General features: G+C 67.0%; 23 protein-coding genes. 16 read left to right on the top strand and 7 right to left on the bottom strand.

Annotation, left to right across the window (positions count from 1 at the left end):
- Positions 1 to 95: 95 nt before the first annotated feature.
- Positions 96 to 2,201, top strand: coding sequence for a S9 family peptidase (locus tag HNP51_RS11825; protein ID WP_184269246.1), 2,106 nt, complete (start codon positions 96 to 98; stop codon positions 2,199 to 2,201).
- Positions 2,202 to 2,320: 119 nt separating this feature from the next.
- Positions 2,321 to 3,172 (top strand): alpha/beta hydrolase, encoded by an 852-nt coding sequence (locus HNP51_RS11820; RefSeq protein ID WP_184269248.1) that lies wholly within the window; start codon positions 2,321 to 2,323, stop codon positions 3,170 to 3,172.
- On the opposite strand, the gene HNP51_RS11815 is transcribed toward HNP51_RS11820, so the two are convergent.
- Entirely contained in the window at positions 3,169 to 3,693 is a 525-nt protein-coding gene (locus tag HNP51_RS11815) for an SRPBCC family protein (RefSeq protein ID WP_184269250.1), read from the bottom strand. The genes HNP51_RS11820 and HNP51_RS11815 overlap by 4 nt on opposite strands.
- Before the next feature lie 110 nt (positions 3,694 to 3,803).
- On the opposite strand from HNP51_RS11815, the gene HNP51_RS11810 reads away from it, so the two are divergent.
- Positions 3,804 to 5,249 carry an AMP nucleosidase gene (locus HNP51_RS11810; protein ID WP_184269252.1) on the top strand — a complete coding sequence of 482 codons (1,446 nt, stop codon included), beginning with the start codon at positions 3,804 to 3,806 and terminating at the stop codon, positions 5,247 to 5,249.
- 174 nt (positions 5,250 to 5,423) lie between these two features.
- Here HNP51_RS11810 and HNP51_RS11805 read toward each other — a convergent pair whose 3' ends face one another.
- Positions 5,424 to 6,170: a cyclopropane-fatty-acyl-phospholipid synthase family protein gene (locus HNP51_RS11805; protein ID WP_184269254.1), complete on the bottom strand. Its 747-nt coding sequence runs from the start codon at positions 6,168 to 6,170 to the stop codon at positions 5,424 to 5,426.
- 101 nt (positions 6,171 to 6,271) lie between these two features.
- On the opposite strand from HNP51_RS11805, the gene HNP51_RS11800 reads away from it, so the two are divergent.
- The 4 genes from HNP51_RS11800 to HNP51_RS11785 are packed head-to-tail and all read left to right on the top strand — an operon-like array spanning position 6,272 to position 9,362.
- Positions 6,272 to 6,898 (top strand): hypothetical protein, encoded by a 627-nt coding sequence (locus HNP51_RS11800; protein WP_184269256.1) that lies wholly within the window; start codon positions 6,272 to 6,274, stop codon positions 6,896 to 6,898.
- Positions 6,898 to 7,221, top strand: a complete 324-nt coding sequence (locus HNP51_RS11795; RefSeq protein WP_184269258.1) for a transcriptional regulator — start codon at positions 6,898 to 6,900, stop codon at positions 7,219 to 7,221. Before HNP51_RS11800 ends, HNP51_RS11795 begins: the two co-directional genes overlap by 1 nt.
- A 33-nt stretch (positions 7,222 to 7,254) precedes the next feature.
- Complete coding sequence (locus HNP51_RS11790) at positions 7,255 to 8,043, top strand: tyrosine-protein phosphatase (protein WP_184269260.1); 789 nt, start codon at positions 7,255 to 7,257, stop codon at positions 8,041 to 8,043.
- Positions 8,040 to 9,362 carry an anthranilate synthase component I family protein gene (locus HNP51_RS11785; protein ID WP_184269262.1) on the top strand — a complete coding sequence of 441 codons (1,323 nt, stop codon included), beginning with the start codon at positions 8,040 to 8,042 and terminating at the stop codon, positions 9,360 to 9,362. Before HNP51_RS11790 ends, HNP51_RS11785 begins: the two co-directional genes overlap by 4 nt.
- On the opposite strand, the gene HNP51_RS11780 is transcribed toward HNP51_RS11785, so the two are convergent.
- Genes HNP51_RS11780 through HNP51_RS11770 form a run of 3 tightly spaced genes read right to left on the bottom strand, consistent with a single transcriptional unit; the run spans position 9,359 to position 10,874 of the window.
- Positions 9,359 to 9,919, bottom strand: a complete 561-nt coding sequence (locus HNP51_RS11780) for a TadE/TadG family type IV pilus assembly protein (RefSeq protein ID WP_184269265.1) — start codon at positions 9,917 to 9,919, stop codon at positions 9,359 to 9,361. The two genes, HNP51_RS11785 and HNP51_RS11780, sit on opposite strands and share 4 nt — an antisense overlap.
- On the bottom strand, positions 9,916 to 10,521 hold the full coding sequence (locus HNP51_RS11775; RefSeq protein WP_311769922.1) for a TadE/TadG family type IV pilus assembly protein: 606 nt from the start codon (positions 10,519 to 10,521) through the stop codon (positions 9,916 to 9,918). The genes HNP51_RS11780 and HNP51_RS11775 overlap by 4 nt, the downstream gene beginning before the upstream one ends.
- Complete coding sequence (locus HNP51_RS11770; protein WP_184269266.1) at positions 10,473 to 10,874, bottom strand: pilus assembly protein N-terminal domain-containing protein; 402 nt, start codon at positions 10,872 to 10,874, stop codon at positions 10,473 to 10,475. The genes HNP51_RS11775 and HNP51_RS11770 overlap by 49 nt, the downstream gene beginning before the upstream one ends.
- 285 nt (positions 10,875 to 11,159) lie before the next feature.
- Here HNP51_RS11770 and HNP51_RS11765 point away from each other — a divergent pair, with 285 nt between their 5' ends.
- From HNP51_RS11765 to HNP51_RS11725, 9 genes are all read left to right on the top strand, one after another.
- Positions 11,160 to 11,333, top strand: a complete 174-nt coding sequence (locus HNP51_RS11765; RefSeq protein WP_184269268.1) for a Flp family type IVb pilin — start codon at positions 11,160 to 11,162, stop codon at positions 11,331 to 11,333.
- Between the two features lie 132 nt (positions 11,334 to 11,465).
- Positions 11,466 to 11,978, top strand: coding sequence for a prepilin peptidase (locus HNP51_RS11760; protein ID WP_184269270.1), 513 nt, complete (start codon positions 11,466 to 11,468; stop codon positions 11,976 to 11,978).
- A 108-nt stretch (positions 11,979 to 12,086) separates the two neighbouring features.
- Positions 12,087 to 13,037 (top strand): Flp pilus assembly protein CpaB, encoded by a 951-nt coding sequence (cpaB, locus tag HNP51_RS11755; protein WP_184269272.1) that lies wholly within the window; start codon positions 12,087 to 12,089, stop codon positions 13,035 to 13,037.
- A gap of 11 nt (positions 13,038 to 13,048) precedes the next feature.
- Entirely contained in the window at positions 13,049 to 14,590 is a 1,542-nt protein-coding gene (locus HNP51_RS11750) for a type II and III secretion system protein family protein (protein ID WP_409360111.1), read from the top strand.
- Between the two features lie 5 nt (positions 14,591 to 14,595).
- Complete coding sequence (locus HNP51_RS11745) at positions 14,596 to 15,288, top strand: CpaD family pilus assembly protein (protein WP_184269276.1); 693 nt, start codon at positions 14,596 to 14,598, stop codon at positions 15,286 to 15,288.
- 5 nt (positions 15,289 to 15,293) lie between these two features.
- Positions 15,294 to 16,901 (top strand): AAA family ATPase, encoded by a 1,608-nt coding sequence (locus HNP51_RS11740; protein WP_184269278.1) that lies wholly within the window; start codon positions 15,294 to 15,296, stop codon positions 16,899 to 16,901.
- Between the two features lie 4 nt (positions 16,902 to 16,905).
- A complete protein-coding gene (locus tag HNP51_RS11735; protein ID WP_184269280.1) occupies positions 16,906 to 18,483 on the top strand; it encodes a CpaF family protein in 1,578 nt (525 codons plus the stop codon).
- A gap of 5 nt (positions 18,484 to 18,488) precedes the next feature.
- Positions 18,489 to 19,463, top strand: coding sequence for a type II secretion system F family protein (locus HNP51_RS11730; RefSeq protein ID WP_184269282.1), 975 nt, complete (start codon positions 18,489 to 18,491; stop codon positions 19,461 to 19,463).
- A gap of 22 nt (positions 19,464 to 19,485) precedes the next feature.
- Positions 19,486 to 20,469: a type II secretion system F family protein gene (locus tag HNP51_RS11725; RefSeq protein WP_409360112.1), complete on the top strand. Its 984-nt coding sequence runs from the start codon at positions 19,486 to 19,488 to the stop codon at positions 20,467 to 20,469.
- Positions 20,470 to 20,483: 14 nt separating this feature from the next.
- Here the strand turns inward: HNP51_RS11725 and HNP51_RS11720 are convergent, their stop codons facing one another.
- Both HNP51_RS11720 and HNP51_RS11715 read right to left on the bottom strand, forming a co-directional pair.
- Entirely contained in the window at positions 20,484 to 20,915 is a 432-nt protein-coding gene (locus HNP51_RS11720; protein ID WP_184269287.1) for an SRPBCC domain-containing protein, read from the bottom strand.
- A 29-nt stretch (positions 20,916 to 20,944) separates the two neighbouring features.
- Complete coding sequence (locus HNP51_RS11715; protein WP_184269289.1) at positions 20,945 to 21,331, bottom strand: hypothetical protein; 387 nt, start codon at positions 21,329 to 21,331, stop codon at positions 20,945 to 20,947.

The raw sequence follows: 21,331 nt of genomic DNA, 5'->3' as shown, positions 1-21,331 counted from the left end.
AGCGGTCGTGGCCATCCCTCGCGGGTTTGACGCCAGCGTCGCCGGTGCTACGCCTGCGGCCAAGAATTTCGCGAAGCCCGAGAGGATCATCGCCCATGCGTCATCTGCCCCACCTTCTGAGCGGCCTCAGCGCCGTCGCCCTGCTGACGGCCTCGGCCCTGCCGGCCCTGGCCGAGGCGCCCGCGCCCGCCGCTGCTGTTGCGCCGGCGGCGTCCAACGCCTTCACCTATCAGGACATGATCTCGGCCAACCGCCTGGGCGATCCCCAGGTGTCGCCGGACGGCGACTGGGTGGTCTATTCGCTGACGCAGACGGACGTGGCGGCCAACAAGCGCTCCAGCGCCCTCTATATCCTGAGCCTGAAGGGCGAGGGCGAGGCCCAGAAGCTGGCCATTTCCGAGGGCGGCGCCAACACCGCGCGCTGGGGCGCCGACGGCAAGCTCTACTTCCTGTCGGGCCGTTCGGGCTCGAGCCAGGTCTGGGTGTCGGGCGACAAGGGCGCGACGGCGACCCAGGTCACCAGCCTGCCGACCGACGTCAACGCCTATCGCATCAACGCCGCGGGCGACGCGGTCGCCGTGTCCCTGGCCGTCTATCCCGAGGCGCCCGACCTGAACGCCTCGGTCGCGCGCAGCAAGGCCGCCGCCGAGGTCAAGTCGACCGGTCAGGTCTATGACCGCATGTTCGTGCGTCACTGGGACACCTGGAGCGACCACACCCAGAACCACCTCTTCGTCCAGACCATCGGCGCGGACGGCAAGGCTGGCGGCGACCCGGTCTGGGTCACCAAGGGCTTTGACGGCGACACCCCCTCCAAGCCGTTCGGCGACGAGAGCGAGTTCGTCTTCGCTCCCGACGGCCAGTCCCTGGTCTTCTCTGCGCGCGAAGCGGGCAAGAGCGAGCCTTGGAGCACGGACTTTGACCTCTACAGCGTGGCGGTTTCGGCGCCCGGCCAGCTGACCAATCTGACCGAGGCCAATCCGGCCTGGGACACCGGCCCGGTCTTCTCGCCGGACGGCCAGACCCTGGCCTATCGCGCCATGGCCCGTCCGGGCTTCGAGGCCGACAAGTTCTCGATCTTCCTGCGTGACATGGCCACCGGTCAGACGCGCCAGATCGCGGCCAACTGGGACCGTTCGGCCGACGGCCTGCAATGGTCGGCGGATGGCAAGACCCTCTACACCACGGCCGGCGACGTCGGTCAGACCCGCCTGTTCGCCATCGATGCGCGCAACGGCTCGGTCATGCCCCTGACCGGCGAAGGCCACGTCGGCGCCTTCGGCCAGACGCCCGCGGGCTTCGTCATGTCGGTCGACACCCTCACCTCGCCGGCCGACCTCTATTTCAAGACCTGGCGCGGGCGCGAGATGCCGCGTCGCCTGACCAATGTGAACCCGCAACTGGCGAACAAGGCCTTTGGCGCGTTCGAGCAGTTCAGCTTCCCCGGCTGGAACAATGAGACGGTGCACGGCTTCGTCATCAAGCCGGCCAACTATGTCGAGGGTCAGAAGTATCCGGTCGCCTTCCTGATCCACGGCGGACCGCAGGGTTCGTTCGGCAACTCCTGGTCCTACCGCTGGAACCCCGAGACCTATGCGGGCGCCGGCTATGCGGTGGTGATGATCGATTTCCACGGTTCGACCGGCTACGGCCAGGAGTTCACCGACGCCATCAGCCAGCACTGGGGCGACCGCCCGCTGGAAGACCTGCAAAAAGGCTGGGCTGCGGCTCAGGAGAAGTACAGCTTCCTCGACGGCCAAAACGCCTGTGCGCTCGGCGCATCGTACGGCGGCTACATGATCAACTGGATCGCCGGCAACTGGTCGGACGCCTTCAAGTGCCTAGTCAACCATGACGGCGTCTTCGACACCTTCGGCATGGGCTATTCGACCGAGGAGCTGTGGTTCACCGAGTGGGAATACGGCGGCACGCCGTGGGAAAACCCGGAGGGCTATCAGAAGTTCAACCCGGCCAACCACGTGCAGAACTGGAAGACGCCGATGCTGGTGGTCCAGGGCGACCTCGACTACCGCATCCCGACGGCCCAGGGCCTGTCCACCTTCACCGCCCTGCAGCGTCGCGGCATCGACAGCCGCCTGGTTTTCTTCCCCAACGAGAACCACTGGGTGCTGAAGCCGGCCAACAGCCTGCAATGGCACAACGAGGTCTTCGGCTGGCTGGACAAGTATCTGGCCAAGTAGGGCCGGACGACGGATCGAAGCGGGGCGCGGCTTGCGAAGGCCGCGTCCCTTTTTCATGTAGGCGGGTGTGCGGCGACGCTTCGCCTTGATCCGGGGCGAGGGCTGGGGCGTAGTGGGACATGACCCGAAGAGGCCTGTTCGCACCGCTGATTGGCGCTTTCGCCGCCGCCTGTTCGCCGCTGGCGGCCCTGAACACCCTGGGACCGCGCGACCGGGGCGCGGGACGGATGGCCAAGGGCGTGCGCTATGGCGACGACGCGCGACAGATGATGGACGTCTATGCGCCTGCGGGCGCCGCCAGCCTGCCGGTGCTGGTCTTTTTCTACGGCGGCGGCTGGGATTCGGGGTCGAAGGACGTCTATGGCTGGGCGGCGCAGGCCCTGGCCGCGCGCGGTTTCGTGGTCTTCCTGCCGGATTATCGGGTGGTGCCGCAGGTGCGGTTCCCCCGCTTCATCGAGGACGCCGCGGCGGCGACCGCGCGCGCCGGCGAACTGGCCGCGACCTATGGCGGCGAGGCCGGGCGCCTGGGCGTGCTGGGGCATTCAGCGGGCGCGCATCTGGCCATGATGATCGCGCTGGATCGCCGCTACATGGCCGCCGTGGATCGGCCCGATCTGATCCGGGCGGCGGCGGGGCTGGCGGGCCCCTATGACTTCCTGCCGTTCGACGTGGCGGCGTCGCAGAAGGCCTTTGGCCGGGCGCCCGATCCGACCCTGACCCAGCCTGTGACCTTTGCGCGGGCCGATGCCCCGCCGCTGTGGCTGGGGCACGGAACCGCCGACACGGTAGTCCACGCCGAGGACACCACCATCCTCAACGACCGGATGCAGGCGGTGGGCGGGCGGTCGGAGGCGCGTCTCTATCCCGGGTTGGACCACGCCGACCTGATCGCGACCTTCTCGCCCCTGTTCAGGAAGAAGGCGCCGGTGCTGGACGACGTGGTCGGCTTCTTCCGCCGCGAACTGGCCTAATCGGCCTCGGCGCGGGCCTTCAGATTGGCCAGTTGCGCCAACAGGACGCCGTCGACCGGCGCGGCCCAGGCCTCCAGTCCGCCCGGCGTGTAGCCGCCGACGATGTAGGCCCAGGTCAGGACGCTGCCTTCGCCCTCGGCCTTGATCTCGAAGGTCAGTCCGCCGCTCGCACCCTGACCCTGCAAGGGGCCGAGCCCCCCGCGCAGGACCAGCTTCGATCCCGGCTCGACCAGGGCCGTCTCCAGATGGCGCGAGACGCGGCCGTCCGCCGCCCGCTCGCACCAGCAGCCGCCGGGCGCGAGATCCAGCGACAGGGTCGAGGCCTTGAACCAGCGGTGGTCGCGGCTCCACCAGGCGTCGGGCGCGGTCAGCACGGCCCAGACGCGGGCAGGCGGGGCCTCGATCGCGACCGTGCCGCCGACCTCGAAGCCGCCCGGCGTGGCCGACTTGACCTCGGCGAGGGCAGGGGCGGCGGTCAGCATCAGCAAGGCGGCGGCGACCGAAATCAGCTGTCGGGACATAGGCGTTCTCCTGAGCGACAGCGGAACGCCAACCGCCGCCCGCGGTCAACAGTCGTGTCCTTGTGTTTCCCCCGTCTCGCCACGGTCACGGTTTTCGGCTAGAGGAAGTCATGACAGACAAGATGACCCCCCAGGCGGCGCTGGACCGCCTCGAAACCCTCTACAATCAATCCGTCGCCAATCTGCGAGCCGCAGTGAAGCGCTTCCTCGAGACCGGCGAGCGCGCCGATCCCGAAGCGCGGGCCGCCGGCCTGTTCGCCTATCCGCGACTGACCGTCAGCTGGTTCGGCGACCGTCCCCAGGACCTTGAGACACGGGCCTTCGCCCGCCTGTCGCGCACCGGCGTCTATACGACGACCGTCACCCGCCCGGACCTGTATCGCGACTACCTGCTGGAGCAGCTGAGCCTGCTGGTCGCCGAGTACGGCGCCACGATCACGGTCGAGCCTTCGGATCAGGAAATCCCCTTCCCCTATGTGCTGGACGGTTCCGGCGTGGCGCTGGACAGCACCATGACGGCGTCCATCGCGCGCTGGTTCCCGACCACGGACCTGGCCCACATCGGCGACGAGATCTCCGACGGCCTGTTCGCGCCGGGCGAGGACTTCCCCCTGGCCCAGTTCGACGGTCTGCGCACCGACTTCTCGCTGGCCCGGCTGCGTCACTACACCGGCACGCCGGTCGAGGACGTGCAGTCCTATGTCCTGTTCACCAACTATCACCGCTATGTCGATGAGTTCGTGCGTTGGGCCTGCGCCCAGCTGGCCGATCCGACCAGCGTCTATCAGACCCTGTCGTGCGCCGGCGGCGTGATCATCGACCGCGAAACCCCGGACCCGGAACGCGCCATCATGGACGCGGCCTGGCGCCGGCATCAGATGCCCGCCTATCACCTGACCCGCGCCGACGGTCAGGGCATCACCCTGGTCAACATCGGGGTCGGCCCGTCGAACGCCAAGACCATCTGCGACCACCTGGCCGTCACCCGTCCGCACGCCTGGATGATGATCGGCCACTGCGGCGGGCTGCGCGCCAGCCAGACCATCGGCGACTACGTCCTGGCCCACGCCTATCTGCGCGACGATCACGTGCTGGACGCGGTCCTGCCCGCCGACATCCCCATCCCGTCGATCGCCGAGGTGCAGCGCGCCCTCTATGACGCGACCAAGCTGGTCTCGGGCGCGCCGGGCGAAGAGGTCAAGAAGCGGCTGCGCACCGGCACCGTCGTCACCACCGACGACCGCAACTGGGAGCTGCGCTATTCCAAGTCGGCCCTGCGCTTCAACCAGAGCCGCGCCGTCGCCATCGACATGGAAAGCGCCACCATCGCCGCGCAAGGCTATCGCTTCCGCGTCCCCTACGGGACCCTGTTGTGCGTCTCGGACAAGCCGCTGCACGGCGAGATCAAGCTGCCGGGTCAGGCCAATCGCTTCTACGAAGGCTCGATCTCGGAGCACCTGCAGATCGGTATTCAGGCGGTTGATCTTCTGCGAGCCGAGGGCGGCAAGCTGCACTCGCGCAAGCTGCGCGCCTTCGACGAGCCGCCGTTCCGGTAGGAAGAGAAGGGCGCGCTTTCTCCCTCCCCTTCATGGGGAGGGGGGGGCGTCAGCGACCGGGTGGGGAGGGCGTGGTGATACGGGCGCGGCGCTTGAACGGCCGAAGCGCCCCCACCCGTCTGCCGCTTCCCCTCAGCCACCCTCCCCATGAAGGGGAGCGAGAGATGATGTGCGTCAGCCCTTGCGGAACAGGTAGAGGCCGAAGCCGAGGTAGTCGACGCCGAAGTCGAGCATCATCTTGATGCGGTGCGCCGTCGCCGCCAGCGACGGCGCGTCGGCGTGGTCGGGGCAAGCGTCCAGCCAGCAGGCGATGGCCGTCTCCATGCCTGTGCGATAGGTCGCCCATTCGGCCTCGTCGCTGATCTCGGCGGAGACGACCTCCAGCCCTGCCTCGCGCGCCGCCGATTGCAGGGCTTCGTGGGCGACGTAATAGCCGCCGGTCTCGACCAGTTGGCGCAAGGGGGCGGGCGGCTCGTCCTGCCAGAACAGGTCGCCCCACAGAAGCGCGCCGCCCGGCGTCAGGTGCTCGGCTAGGGCGGCGAAGACAGCGGCGGGCTCGCGCAGGCCCTTGCCGGCCGGCTCGGTCGAGCCGATGGCCACGATCAGGTCGAAGGGCGGCAAGGCGGCCAGGGCCGCCGCCGAGGTCTCACGTCGCAGCGTGATGCGGTCCGACAGGCCTGCCGCCGCGATCCGGGCCTCGGCGCCCTCCGCCATGACCGGGTCCAGTTCGACGGCTGTGACGCGGGCGTCAAAGGCGCGGGCCAGATGGATCGACACCTCGCCATAGGCGCAGCCGATGTCCATGACGGGGGCGTCGGCTTTTAGCCCCGCGCGCCTGATGGTCGCGTCCAGCCGGTCCATCGACAGGGCGTTGCAGACGGCCAGGGGCTGATAGGCGATGTGATGAAAGGCGAGGCGCATGGCCAAGGCCTAGAATGCGTCGCGCGTCTCGTCTCAGAAAAAGAACTTTACAACATAAAGTTCTTGGCGCACCTTCCGACCAACAGGCAGGGAGAGACGCCATGACCCGAGATCAAGTTCAGTCCGTTCACGACGACATCGCCTATATGAAGGCCCTGGCCCAGGAGGGGCGGCAGACTCCGCTGCTGGGCGGTCGGATATTGATTTCCGCCGGTCTGATCTTCGGCCTGGCCTCGGTCGTCGCCTATGGCATCGACAGCGGAATTCTCGCCGTGCCGCCGGTCGCCTACGCCGTCCTGTGGGGTGGGGCTCTGTTGGCCTTCTTCGCGATCCTGATCTGGCAGATCCGCCAGACTGACCGCAAGCCCGGCGCACAGTCGGTGGCCAACCGCGCGGCCGGCGTAGGCTGGATGGGCGTCGGTCTGGCCATCTTCGTCATGTCGCTGGCGATGTCCGTGGTCAGTTGGAAGATGCAGAGCGACGTCGCCTTCATGCTCTTCCCGTCGCTGATCTTCGCTCTCTACGGCTCGGGCTGGGCGGTGTCGGCGACGATGAGCGATCAGAAGTGGCAGTGGAGGCTGGCCATCGCCTGCTGGATCGCCGCGCCGCTGATCGCCTTGCTGACCGGCAGTCCGCTGATGTGGCTGGGCTATGCGGCGGGGCTCTTCCTGTTCGCCCTCGTTCCCGGCGTCCTGCTGGTGCGCCAGGAACCGTCGGAGGTGATCTGATGGCCTCGGATACGGCTGGGGATACGGTTGACGCCTTCGATATCGGCCGTATCGACGAGGTCATTCATGGGCGGGTGCGTCTGGGGATCATGGCCTATCTCTCGGGCGTCGGGGCCGCCGACTTCAATGAGCTGAAGGCCCGGCTGCAGACCACGGACGGCAATCTGTCGGTTCACCTGCGCAAGCTGGAAGAGGCGGGCTTCGTCGAGGTGGCCAAGAGCTTTCAGGCCCGCAAGCCCCTGACGCGGGCGACGATGACCGAGGCGGGCCGCGACGCCTTCGTCGCCTATCTGGACGCCATGTCCAGTCTGGTCGCCCGCTAGCGACTTTCTCGAAACCGGCTAAGGAAGGCGGTCATGAGCGACCGTCTTCTGCCGTTTCAGGCCCTCGACAATTTCCGCGACTACGGCGACTACGCCGTAGGCGAGGCCAAGGTCGGAATGCGCGTCGCGCGCGGGCGTCTGTATCGCTCGGCCCATCAGGCGCGGGCGACCGAGGCCGATTTGGCGCAGTTGGCGGCGCTGAACCTCTCTGTGGTGGTCGACCTGCGCCGTCCCAGCGAGCGCCGCGACCAGCCGTCGCGACGACCGGCGAACTGGGCCGGACAGCTGATCGAGAGCGATCACGACGACGACGGCGAGGCCCCGCACATCACCTTTCTGAAGACCGCCGACCTGAACGAGACCTCGGGCCGCGCTTTCATGACCGACACCTATCGTCGTCTGCCGTTCGAGGCGGCCCACGTCGACCTGTTCAGCCGCTATTTCCGCGCCTTGGCCGAGACCGACGGGCCGGTGCTTCTCCACTGCGCGGCGGGCAAGGACCGTACCGGCCTGCTGGCGGCCCTGACCCACAGCCTGCTGGGCGTGTCGCGCGACGACCTCATCAACGATTATCTGCTGACCAATGTCGCCGTCGATCTGGATGGCCGGGCCGAGGGCATCGCCAGGAAGCTGACCGAGATGACGGGGCGTCCTGCCTCGCACGGGGCGGTGGTCGCCTTCCTTGGCGTCGAGCCCGCCTATCTGGACGGCGCCTTCGCCGAGATTGCGACGCGGCATGGGTCGATAGGAGGGTATCTGGAGCAGGCTCTGGGCGTGGACGCCGTCCTGGCCGAGCGCATTAGAGGGCGACTGACGACATGAGCCTGCCGGTCGTCCATATCGCGCGGCTGGATTGGGTTGAGCCGCTGGCCGTCGCCGTCGGTCTGAACCGGCGCGAGGGGGCTTTGGCGCTTCTGGCAGGGGCAGGGGATCCTTCAGCGCATGGCGGGCGCTGGTCCTTTGTCGCCTGCGAGCCGGACCGGATGTTCGTGGGCGCAGTTGATGACGCAGCGCCGTTCGAAACTCTGCGCGACTTCTGTTTCGCGGGCGGCGGCGTGGTCGGGCTGATGAGCTATGACGCTGGAGCGCGTCCGGCCACGGGCGCGCGCGACGAGATCTGGCCCGACCTGATGCTGGCCCGCTATCCGGCTTTGCTGGCCTTTGACCATGCGGCGGGCGAGGTCCGGGCGGTTGGCCGGGGTGTGAACGCGATTGAGGCCGAGGCGCAAGGCCGCCGCGCGGCGGGCTGGCGGGCCGAGGCGGTCGCGCTGTCGATCCCGACCGCGCCCGCCGCCGCCTTTGTCGGCGAGGCCTCGCCTGAAGCCTATGAGGCCGCTGTCGCAGACGTCGTGGCGCGCATCGGGGCGGGCGAACTGTTTCAGGCCAATATCGCCCGCGGCTGGAGCGGCCGACTGGCGGCTGGGCGCGATCCGTTCGACGTCTTCGCGCGGCTTTCAGCTGAACGCGGCGCGGCTTACGGCGCCTTCTGGCGGCTGGGCCAGCGGGCGCTGGTGTCCAACTCGCCGGAGCTGTTCCTGACCTTTGATCCGGTCACAGGCCGCATCGAGACCCGCCCGATCAAGGGCACGCGGCCGCGCGCCGGCGACCCGGCGCGCGACGCGGAACTGGCCGCCGACCTGGTCGCCAGCGCCAAGGACCGGGCCGAGAACCTGATGATCGTTGATCTGATGCGCAATGATCTGGCGCGGGGAGCTGTGCCCGGCTCGGTCAAGGTCGAGCGGCTGTTCGAGGTCGAAAGCCATCCTACCGTGCATCATCTGGTCTCGACCGTGACGGCGACGGCGGCGCCCGGCGTCGGCGCCGCCGAGGTTATGGAGGCCACATTCCCGCCCGGCTCGATCACCGGCGCTCCCAAGCATCAGGCCATGAAGGTCATCGCCGGGCATGAGCCGCCGCGCGGGCCCTGGTGCGGCTCGCTGTTCGGCCTGGGTCTAGCGGGCGATGGCGGGCTGACGGCCTCGGTGCTGATCCGTACCGCGTCGTTCGAGCGGGACGAGGCCGGCTGGCGGTTCCGCGCCCTGGCCGGGGCGGGCATCGTCGCCGACAGCGACCCCCGAGCTGAGCGCGAGGAGACCGAGGCCAAGATCCAGGCGCTGAAGGAAGCTCTGGCCGGCGCCTAGCAGTTGGCGCAGGTGATCCGCTCTACGGTCCGCGGTCTCAGGTAGTAGCTGCGGGTGAATTTGATCGGCGTCTTGATCACCTGGGCGAAGGGTGAGGTGTATTCAAACTCGGTCTCGCCCAGGATCAGGCTTTCGCCCCTGTCAATCAGCCCAGGCGGCAAGTCGCTGACGACGGAGGTCTTGCCGCGTGCGGTCAGGGTCGTTGTCTTGCTGCCTCGGCTCCAGTCGACGCGGGCCACGCCGTTGGCGTCCATGGTGACACTGGAAACGCGGATAGCCAGGGGCGTGGAGGGAAAGGGCCGCATGATCATGTCGCCGATGGCGAAGATGCTGGTCAGGTCCTGGGTGGTCGTCGCGTCCGACTGCGCCACCAGGTCGGCGACGATGGAGGCGGTGTGGCTGGCGCGACGGCTGGCCATATAGCCCTGGCAGATCTCCACGAGGCCGAAATAGATCAGCAACATGACGGGGGCGATCAGCGCGAACTCGACGGCCGAGGCGCCGCGTCGGTCGCGCTCGAACCGTCTGATCACGCCGAGGGCGACGCGGCGGCTCATTGGTAGGGCTCGTTGCGGAAGGCCAGGGAGGTCGTCAACCAGACCTTATGATCCGTGGTCCGCGACAAGGCCTGGCTGATGAAGGGGGTGACGATCGGGTGTTCGTACCAGATTCGCACCAGCACGCGATCACCCGGGCCGCCGGGCTTGAAGTCGAGCTTGGAGGAATCAAACACGCCGGATGCAAAGGGGTCCGGGGCGACCGGATTGCTGAAGGCGTCGACCACGCGCACGTCGATGTAGGCGCGCGAAGGGCAGTCCGCGGCGAACACGCTCATCTGGCTGCAGAGCTTCTGTTTGATCAGCTGGGGCGTCATGGCCTGCTGCTGGGCCTGGCCCGTTCGGATCAGCCGGCTGGCATCGGAAACCGACGTCTCGACCACGGCGTCTAGCAAGAGCAGAAGCCCAACTTCCAGAATGCCGAACAGGAGGACGAAGAAGGGCAGGGCGATCATGGCGAATTCGACCGCCGTGGAGCCTTCACGGGCCCGTTTCCGTCGCCGCAAACGCGACCCTTGCTCGGAATGACGGAAAAACAGCCGGACCATCGGGATCAGGGCGCCGGAGCGGCCCGCACGCTGGGCGAACAACTGGAGGCGCACGCCATTTCCGTGGCCTGGGCGCCGCGCCAGACGCGGACCGAGCCGGCCGAACCGGCGCTGACCACGACCTGGCTCTGGAATAGGGGGCGGCCCAGGGCGTCGACGGCGATGATCTCGGTCACGCCGTAGCCCTTGCCGGTGATGAACAGGGTGGTCGCGTCGACCACGGTGACGTCGGCGATCTTGGGATTGGCCACGATCACGGAACCGGCCGGCGCCCGTAGCTGCACGCGGGTGGCGTGGTCGATCTCCACGTTCAGCGGTCGGGCCTGGGCCTGGACAGTGACGGCGCCGCCGAGCGCGAACAGGGCGGCGATGGCGCTGACGGCGAGCCTCTTGAAGGTCCTGGGCATGGGCGGCGGCTCCGACTGAGAAGAATGGGCGCGCGCGAGCGCCAGGCGCGAAATCTCGTGCCGAAAGATCAAGAAATCCTGAAGGGCAAGCCGAGGTGGATGATTTGACCTGCATCTATAGTAAACAATCGAGTAACCATCAAAAAATTGCCTGCTCATGCGTCGTTTTACTCGCTCTTAATGATCGTCGTCGCATTGTCGCCATGCAAACGGGGGTCAAGCGGGCAAAACCGGTGACCCTTACGGTGAAACTGTTGCTCGCTTAGACAAACAAGGAAGATCATCATGCGTAACTTCATCAAGAACTTCGCCAACGACGAATCCGGCGCCACGGCCATTGAATACGGCCTGATCGCCGCCCTGATCGCTGTAGCTATCATCGGCGCCCTGACCGCCGTGAAGACTGGCCTGACAGGCACCTTCACCAAGGTCTCGGGCGAGCTGACCAAGACCCAGTAAGCGGAATCTCTTCGCGCCTTTGGGTGGCGGCATGGAAGGCCGGGGCGGCGACGTCCCGGCCTTTTGTATTGGTGGGCTTTTGCCTGGGGGGCTGAAACCTTGCCTTAACGCGAATAGGCGAAACAGATGTTCATGGCCGAGATTTCTCTTGTTATTTTGGGCGTCATGCCTGTGCTGGTAATCATCGGCGGTCTCCACGACCTGACGACGATGAAGATCCCTAACTGGATCTCGGGCCTTCTGATCCTGGCGTTCTTTCCGGCGGCCTTCGCCACGGGCCTGCCTCTGATGGGCATGGCTATCGCCTTCGGCGTCGCCTTTGCGGCCCTGCTGGCCGGCATGGCGATGTTCGCCCTGCGCTGGATCGGCGGCGGCGACGCCAAGCTGATGGCGGCGGCCAGTCTTTGGCTAGGTCTTTCCGGCATCGCGCCCTTCCTGGCCTTCACCGCCCTGGTCGGCGGGGGCTTCTGTCTGGTGTTGATGGCGGCGCGCGCCCAGCTTCAGGTCTTTGCTTTGAATGCCCCGGGCTGGGTGACGCGGCTGATGCAGCCCAAGGGCGACATTCCCTATGGCGTGGCCATCGCTGTCGGCGCTCTGCTGGCCTATCCGTCCAGCCCTTTGATCCAAGCTTTCACGGGCGCGTAGAGGGCCTGACTTCTCGCTTAGGGGCGCGTTAACCGACGGGCCTCATTGTCGTTAACGGCAGAGGGCGAAGAACCGAATCCACGTCGCCGCGCCTGCCGGAGACCGTCGATGAAGCCCGCCAAGATCGCCGTCATCTGTATCGCCGCCGTTTCGGCCATTGGTCTGGCCCTTGTGGTCCGCGCCATGGGGTCGTCGGGGGAGCCGACCGCCGTCGCCGTCGCCGCCGTCGAGGCCCGACCCATGGCTAAGGTGCTGGTCGCCGCCAAGGATTTGGAGCCGGGTCGCCGTCTGACCGACGGCGACCTGAGCTGGAAGGACTGGCCGGTCGACGAACTCAATCCCCTCTTCATCACCGACGGCAGCGTGCCGGTTCCCGCCGCCGCGAGCCCCGATGCCGAGGCCAAGCCCGCCGACGCCAAGGCGGAGATGGCCAAGAAGGCCGAGGGCGCCGCCGCCCGCGTGACCCGCGCCGCGACGGACATGGCCACGGGGGGCGCCAAGGCTGACTATATCGGCGCCGTGGTGCGTGAACCCATTCTGGCCGGCGAGCCTATTGTTGGTCGCAAGATCGTTCGTGCCGGCGACGGCGGATACATGGCCGCCTATCTGGAGCCCGGGATGCGGGCCATGGCGATCCGCGTCACCGTCGAGACCGCCGCCGGCGGCTTCATCCTGCCGGGCGACCGGGCCGACGTGCTTCTGACCCGAGAGGTCAAGACGCCCGGCGGCAGCGCAGGAAGCGAGACGACCAAGTTCGTCGCCGCCACCGTGATGCAGAACGTCAAGGTCCTGGCCATCGACCAGAACACCCGCGCCGCCGAGAACGAACAGGCCGTGGTCGGCGCCACTGCTACGCTCGAGGTCAGCGGCCGTGACGCCGAGGTCCTGGCCCTGGCCAAGTCCGAAGGCGAGTTGTCCCTGGTGCTGCGCTCCTACGCCGACACCGCCGGACCATCAGGCCGCGTCCCGGGCGCGACGAGCCGAGGAAATGGACCCGCATCTGGCGGCGTGGTGCGCGTCTATCGCGAAGGCGCGATCGAAGCGGTCGCCGTCCCATGAGGAAGCCAGGCATGAATCGTTTGATTGCGGCGGCCTGCGCCTCCTTGATCGCCCTGGGCGGAACCGCCTCGGCGCCTCTGGCCCAGACTCGCGCCGCCGTTTCGACGGGTGTGGCGACGCAATTGGTCCACCTGCCGCGCGGCACCTCCTTCGCCGTGGATCTGCCGGCGGATGCGCGCGACGTGATCGTGTCCAATCCGCAGGTGGCCGAGGCCATGCTGCATTCGCCGCGCCGCATCACCGTCATCGGGGTTGCGCCGGGTGAAACCGACGCCGTCTTCCTCGATGCGGCCGGCCGCACCATCCTGGCCTTGCGCGTGCGCGTGGACGCGGGCACCAGCGCGCTTCAGGATACGCTGAGCCGGGTTGCGCCGGGATCGAACGTTCGCGCCGAAGCCGTCAACGACAGCATCATCCTGACCGGAACCGCCGCCAGCCCGGCCGAGGCCCAGCGCGCCGCCCAGGTGGCCCGCGCCTTCGTCTCGGCCCCGGAGAAGGTGTTCAACATGATCAGCGTCGCCGGCTCGGATCAGGTGACGCTGAAGGTCCGCGTGGTCGAGGTGCAGCGCAGCGCCATCAAGCAACTGGGCTTCGACACCCAGGCGGTGATCGGCCGAATCGGCGACACCCAGTGGCTGTTGGGCAACGCCGCGACCTGGGGCGTCAACGGCTCGCTCCTCGGCGGAATTACCGGGGGGGTGTCGCGCGACACGACGAAGAATTATCAGATGCAGGCGCCTTGCGGTCCAGGCTTTCCTGCCGGAACCCTGTGTCCGGTCACGGTTAACGGCGGCGCCCCTGGCGATCCGGCCAACTGGGACACCGCCCAGCCCGGCACCGGCCCTGGCTCGGACGGGCTGAACAAGGGCAACGCCACGATCAAGGCCTTCGAGCGGGTCGGTCTGGTCCGCACCCTGGCCGAGCCTAACCTGACCTCGGTTAACGGCGAGGCCGCCAGCTTCCTGGCCGGCGGCGAGTTCCCGATCCCGGCCGGACGGGACAAGGACGGCCAGATCGTGGTCGAGTACAAGCCCTACGGCGTGGGTTTGTCGTTCCGCCCGGTCGTCCTGACCGCCGGCCGCATCTCGCTGCAGGTCAAGGTCGAGGTGTCCGAACTGACGCCCCAGGGCGGCCTGACCATCGGCGCCGGGACGGTGTCGGCGATCAGCCTGCCGGGCCTGTCGGTCCGTCGCAGCGAGAACACCATCGAAATCCCTTCGGGCGGATCGATGATGATCGCCGGCCTGTTGCAGGAAACGACGCGTCAGACGATCGACTCCCTGCCGGGCGCCACCAACCTGCCGGTGCTGGGCCAGCTGTTCCGCTCGCGCGATTATCTGATGGGCGAGACCGAACTGGTCGTGATCGTTGAACCCTATATCGTCAGCCCTACCTCGCCGAATCGTATGCAGACGCCGGCTGACGGCCTGCGCATCGCTCAGGACGCCGAAACCATCTTCTTTGGCCAGTTGAACCAGGCCTATGGCTCGCCAGCCCCGAACGCCCAACTGGGCGCCGGATGGCAGGGGCCGGTGGGCTATGTGATCGAGTGAGCGCGATGATCCGAAACGCAAAATCCACCCTGAACCTGTCCTCCGTGCTGACGCTTGGCAGCCTGCTTCTGGCGGGTTGCGTCGGTGGTCCGGCCAGCCTGGGCGGTGAAGCCCCGCTCACCCCGACCTCGCGCTACAGCCTGCAGGTCGAGCCGGGTCTGGAGCGTATTGCTCTGGCGGTGCACGAGACGGGCCTGTCGACCAACCAGCAGGCCGCCCTGGCCGATCTTGTCCAGCGTTTCGCGATCGAAGGCGCGCCCGCTCTGGTGGTCGAGGCCCCGGCGGGCGACGATCCGGTCGCCAATCAGGCGGCCTGGAACGTCAAGGCCGGGCTGGTGGCCGCAGGCGCGCCGGCGAACATGATCCGCGTCGTCAGCTACGCCGCCCCTGATCCGCGCGCGCCGATCCTGGCCGGGTTCGAGACCCTTCGCGCGGTCGTGCCGCAGTGCGGCAGGCAATGGGGCAGCCTGACCCGCACCGGCGACAACCAGTCGGCCTCGAACTTCGGGTGCGCCGTGACCGCCAATCTGGCGGCTCAGATCGCCAACCCGCGCGACATCGTCGCGCCGCGGGCCATGACCCCGGCTGACTCCCAGCGTCGCTCGGTGGTGTTCGACCACTATGGCAAGGGCGAGCAGACCGCCGCCGCTCGCGAGGAATTGGTGACCGGGGCTCGTCTCGCCCGCGCCGTGGATTGATGGACATGACCAAGCCCTTCGTCGCACAGGACTTCGACGCTCTGGACACGTTCGACATGGACGACGAGTTCATAAACGCCGTCGCCTCGCCCGCACCACCATCTGGGTTCCCACCGGAGCCAGAGGTGCTGGCCTTAAACGCTTCGGCCGCGCCCAGCGAGAACGCGCTGCCGATCGATCATGAGCCCTACAACCCGGTCGGGGCGCTGGTCGCCGAGACCGAGACCGCCGCCGCCGCGGTCGTCGCCTCGGTGTCGATGGCGATGGACGAGGTCTTCCCCGCTCTGCCGATCGACGAACCCGTCGCATCGCCCGCCGCTCTGGCGGCCTACGAGCCCGCGGGTCTGGCGCTCGGATCGAGCGGTGCAGTCGAGGTTTCGATCCCGCGGATCGCCGTTCATGTCTTCGCCGAACGTCACGACACCCTGGCCTCCGCAGAACGTGCCGGTCAGGATCGGCGGATGTCTCGCGCCACGACCCAGATCCGCGTCGGCGGCGTCGCAGCCGCCATCGAGGCCTATCAGTCCGAGCCGACGCCGCCGCTGATCGTCGTCGAATGCATGAAGGACGCCCAGACCCTGCTGGCTGAAATCGACCAGCTGGCCGAGGTCTGCGACGCTGGCACCAAGGTCGTCATCATCGGCGCCACTAACGACATCCTGCTGTTCCGCGAACTGATGCGGCGCGGCGTCAGCGAATACCTGGTCGCGCCGGTTCAGCCCTTGCAACTGATCTCGGCCATAGGCGGCCTGTTCGCCGACCCGGCCCAGCCGTTTGTCGGCCGTTCCATCGCCTTTGTCGGCGCGCGCGGCGGGGCCGGGGCCTCGGCTGTGGCCCACAACACCGCCTACGCCATGAGCGAGCGGATCGGCGTCAACACCGTCATCGTCGACTATGACCTGCCGTTCGGCACCGCTGGATTGGACTTCAACCAGGACCCCCTGGGCGGCGTCGCCGACGCCCTGAGCCAGCCTGACCGTCTGGACGCCACCCTGCTGGACCGGATGATGGTCCGCTGCACCGACAAGCTGAGCCTGTTCGCCGCGCCCGCCACCCTGGACGCCGACTGGGATATCCAGCCCGAGGCCTTCGAGGAGGTGACCAGCCGGATTCGCTCGACCGCTCCCTTCGTCGTCCTGGACCTGCCGCACCTGTGGTCGGGCTGGATGCGCAAGACGCTGATCTCGGCGGACGAGGTGGTGATCGTGGCGACGCCGGACCTGGCCTCCTTGCGCAACGCCAAGAACATGATCGACCTGATCAAGCAGGGGCGTCCCAACGACGCCCCGCCGCGTCTGGTGCTGAACCAGGTCGGCGTGCCCGGCCGCCCCGAAATCCCGGCCAAGGACTTCGGCGCCGCCCTGGGCATTCATCCCAGCCTGATCATTCCCTTTGACGCCAAGGTCTTCGGCTCGGCGGCCAACAATGGTCAGATGATTGTCGAGGCCGGGGCCAAGACCAAGGCGGCCGAAGCCTTCGAAACCCTGGCCCAGATCGTCTCGCGTCGCGAGCTGCCGACCGCGCCCGCCAAGGGCAAAACCTCAGCGGCGTCTGGGGGCTCGACCAAGAAGGGCGGCTCGCTGCTCGCTTCCCTGTTCAGCAAGAAGCGCTGAGGCCATGTTCGGTAAACGCACCGCCCAGCCTGGCGTCGCGGTCGCTCCGCGGCCCGTCGCCGTCCCGGCGCCGCAGCCGGCGGCCCAGGCGCGTGCGTTTGAACCCGTTGACGGCTTTCCGATCGAAGAACTCGAGGCGGTTTCCGCGCCGACCTCGGAGGCCGCCGACCGGCTGGACGCCCTGGCCGCGCGCCCGCGCGCCGAAGCCCCCGCCCCGACGCCCGGCGGACCCGCCAAGGGGCCGCGCGCCACCGCCGGTCTGGAGCAACTGAAGAAGGCCCAGGCGGTCGCCGAGATCGTCCGCGAACAGTCCGACTATTATCACGCCACGAAGACGACGATCTTCAACGCCTTGATGAACACCATCGACCTGTCCCAGCTGGCCCAGCTGGACACCAAGGCGGCGTCCGAGGAAATTCGCGACATCGTGGCCGAACTGGTGGCGATCAAGAATGTCTCCATGTCGGTCGCCGAGCAGGAACATCTGGTCCAGGATATCGTCAACGACGTCCTCGGCTATGGTCCGCTCGAACCGCTGTTGGCGCGCGACGACATCGCCGACATCATGGTCAATGGCGCCGGGCGGGTCTTCATCGAGGTCAACGGCAAGGTCCAACTGACCAACGTCCGCTTCCGCGACAACACCCAGTTGATGAACATCTGCCAGCGGATCGTCAGCCAGGTCGGCCGCCGCGTCGATGAATCCAGCCCGATCTGCGACGCCCGCCTGCCGGACGGCTCACGCGTCAACGTCATCGCGCCGCCCCTGGCCATCGACGGCCCGACGCTGACGATCCGTAAGTTCAAGAAAGACAAGCTGACGATGAAGAACCTGGTGGAGTACGCCTCCATCAGTCCCGAGGGCGCCCGCGTCCTGGGCGTTATCGGCGCGGCGCGATGCAACCTGGTCATCTCGGGTGGTACCGGCTCTGGCAAGACCACCTTGCTGAACACCCTTACGGCCTTCATCGACCCGACCGAGCGCGTCATCACCTGCGAGGACGCCGCAGAACTGCAGCTGCAACAGCCGCACGTGGTCCGTCTGGAGACCCGCCCGCCCAACCTGGAAGGCCAGGGCCAGATCACCATGCGCGATCTGATCAAGAACTGTCTGCGGATGCGTCCCGAACGGATCATCGTCGGCGAAGTCCGGGGGCCGGAGGCGTTCGACCTGTTGCAGGCCATGAACACCGGCCACGACGGCTCGATGGGCACCCTGCACGCCAACTCCCCGCGCGAGGCCCTGGCCCGTGTGGAGTCCATGATCACCATGGGCGGCTATGGTCTGCCGTCCAAGACGATCCGCGAAATGATCGTGGGTTCAGTCGACGTCATCATCCAGGCGGCGCGTCTGCGCGACGGCTCGCGCCGCATCACCCACATTACCGAGGTCTTGGGTCTGGAAGGCGACGTGATCGTGACCCAGGACCTGTTTGTCTACGACATCACCGGCGAGGACGCGCACGGCAAGATCACCGGCCGTCACCGTTCGACCGGCATTGCGCGGCCGCGCTTCTGGGACCGCGCTCGCTACTATGGTCTGGAGCGCGAACTGGCCGAAGCCCTGGACGCGGCGGAGTAGGCCTGATGCTTCCCATTCTCGCGGCGTTTCTCGCCTTCATCACCATCGGCGGGGTCGGCTGGGTTCTGGTCAGCGGCGAGGACACCTCCGCCCAAGCGGTCAAGCGCGCCAAATCCATCGGTGCAGCCAGGGCGGAATCGGCCAGCAAGCGCGCCGCCGTGGTCAACACGCCCGAGGCGCGCCGCAAGCAGATCATGCTCCAGTTGCAGGAGGTCGATCGACGCGATCGCAAGGCTCGCATGACCATGAGCGCCAAGCTCAAACAGGCCGACCTGTCGATCAGTCTGCGCACCTTCATCATCATCAGCGTGGTTCTCGGCCTCGTCGGCGCCCTCGTCGCGTTTGTGCTGGGCCTCAATCCGCTTCTGTCGCTGGGTATCGGCGTCGTCATGGGGCTGGGTCTGCCGCGCTGGATCGTGGGCATGAAGGGCAAGAAGCGGATGAAGAAATTCTCTCTGGCCTTCGCCGACGCCGTCGACATCCTGGTGCGGGGCATCAAGACCGGTCTGCCGGTCCATGACTGTTTCAAGATCATCGCCCGCGAAAGCCCTCAGCCGCTGGCTGCGGAGTTCCAACTATTGGTCGAAGGGCTGGGGGTCGGGCTGACGCTCTCTGAGGCGCTCGACAAGATGTTCGAGCGGATGCCGGTGCCGGAACTGAAATTCTTCGCCATCGTCATCGCGATTCAGCAGAAGAGCGGGGGCAACCTGGCCGAGGCGCTGGGCAACCTCACCACGGTCCTGCGCTCGCGCCGGATGATGGGCGAGAAGATCAAGGCCATGTCGTCCGAAGCCATCGCTTCAGCGGGCATCATCGGCTCCCTGCCGCCGGTCGTCATGATCCTGGTGCTGCTTTCCAGCCCCGCCTACATGATGCTGCTGTTCACCGACATGCGTGGTCAGGTCATGCTGTTGGGGGCGGGGATCTGGATGAGCTGCGGCATCTTCATGATGAAGCGTATGATTTCGTTCAAGTTCTGAGGGGCGCGTCATGAACGGCTTCATGCGTTTCATCACCGACCCGCAGAACCTGCTGAGCATAGGGGTCGGCATCGCCGTCTTCGCCAGCATCCTGACCCTACTGGGCTCCTTCATGGGCGGCGAACGCCTGGACAAGCGGATGAAGGCCGTGGCGGAGCGCCGCGACGAGCTGAAGCGCCGTTCGCGCCAGGCGATGAAAAGCGGCGCTGGTGGTCCGGCGACCACGGCGACGCTGCGTCATTCGGACGAGGGCTTCAAGAAGCGCGTCGTTGATAGCCTGAACCTGTCCGCCCTGCTGGAAGACCCCAAGGTCGCTGAAAACATGGCCCAGGCCGGCTTCCGCGGGCCGCGCCCCTTGACCACCTTCTACTTCTTCCGCTTCGCCACCCCGTTCATCTTCATGTTGTTGACGGCGCTCTACCTGTTCCTGCTGAACGATTTTGGCCTCAGCCTGATGCACAAGCTTGGGGCGCTGGTGTTCGCTGCGGCGGCTGGGTTCTATGCGCCGAACATCTATGTGCAGAACCGCATTTCCTCGCGTCGGCAGTCCATCGTGGCCGCCTTCCCTGACTCACTGGATCTGTTGCTGATCTGCGTCGAATCCGGGATGTCGATCGAGGCGGCTATCCAGAAGGTCAGCCAGGAAGTCGGCAGTCAATCGATTGAGCTGGCCGAAGAACTGAGCCTGTTGTCCGCTGAACTGTCCTATCTGCCCGACCGGCGCATGGCCTATGACGGCATGGCCAAGCGGACTAATCACCCCGGCATTCGGGCTGTGGCGACCGCCATGACCCAGGCCGAGACCTATGGCACGCCCCTGGGCAACGCCCTGCGGATCATGGCCAAGGAAAATCGCGACTTGCGCTTGGCCGCCGCCGAGAAGAAGGCCGCGGCCCTGCCGGCTCAGCTGACCGTGCCGATGATCGTCTTCTTCCTGCCGGTCTTGTTCGTGGTCATTCTGGGGCCCGCGATCATCAACATCCAGGACATGATGAAGGGCGGTTAATCCCCCCCCAAGGGTCAGCTCTCGGCAGCGCGCCGCAAGGCTTCGGCGATCTCTTCGTAGGCTTGGCGGATCTTGCTGCGGTGCTTGTCGTGGAACAGCTCGCCACGCAGGCCGCTGAAGATCACGCCGTTGGAGACGATGCAGTTGCCGCGTTCCAGCTCTTCGATCTCGTAGTAGCGGATGGTGTTGAACATGAAGCCGCGCTTCTCGGCCCAGACCAGCTGGGCGAGGGGCTGCCAATCCCCGATGCGGGCCTGCACCTGGCGTTCGGCCATGCCGGGAAGGGCTTCGGTCAGGCTGATGCAGCCCCCGAAAGCGACCGTGCCGGTCACACCGGTCTCGTAGGGATTCCAGCTATGCCAGTTCTCGAGATCAGTGATGATCTCCCAGATGCGGTCCGACGGCGCGCGTACGCCGATACGCTTATCGATACGGGTCGTGTCCATGGATTTGCCTCTGCCACGGCTTTGGAACTTTAGGAAGTCGTCTTGACCGGATCGCTGCCCGTATCCGTGGGGGGCAGAGCCGGCTTGAGGCGGCGTCCGTCGTCCAGACCCAACCTGGCCTTGACCTCGAACAGGTCGGCCCCGGCGGGGACGATCAGCAGTTCCTCGGGGCGGCGGGCGTTGACGGCCACCACGGCGTTCCTGGGGCAGACGTCGAAACAGTCGGCGCCGAGCACGGCCAGATCCGCCTTGCGCCCCTTGCCGGCGTGCAGATAGCGCCGCAGCGCCTTCTTCAGCGTCTGGTCGCCGTCGGGGCCGAAGCCGCCGTCCAGCTTCTTGGAGCATTTGCGGCACACCAGAACCACCTCGTTCCAGCGGGTCTTCGTAACCTTGAAGGGTTTGGGCGTCTTGCTCAT

This window comes from Brevundimonas bullata (genome assembly GCF_014207965.1).
Lineage (GTDB): Bacteria > Pseudomonadota > Alphaproteobacteria > Caulobacterales > Caulobacteraceae > Brevundimonas > Brevundimonas bullata_A.
Note: the sequence above shows the minus strand (reverse complement) of the source record. Positions and strands in the feature narration are given on the sequence as shown.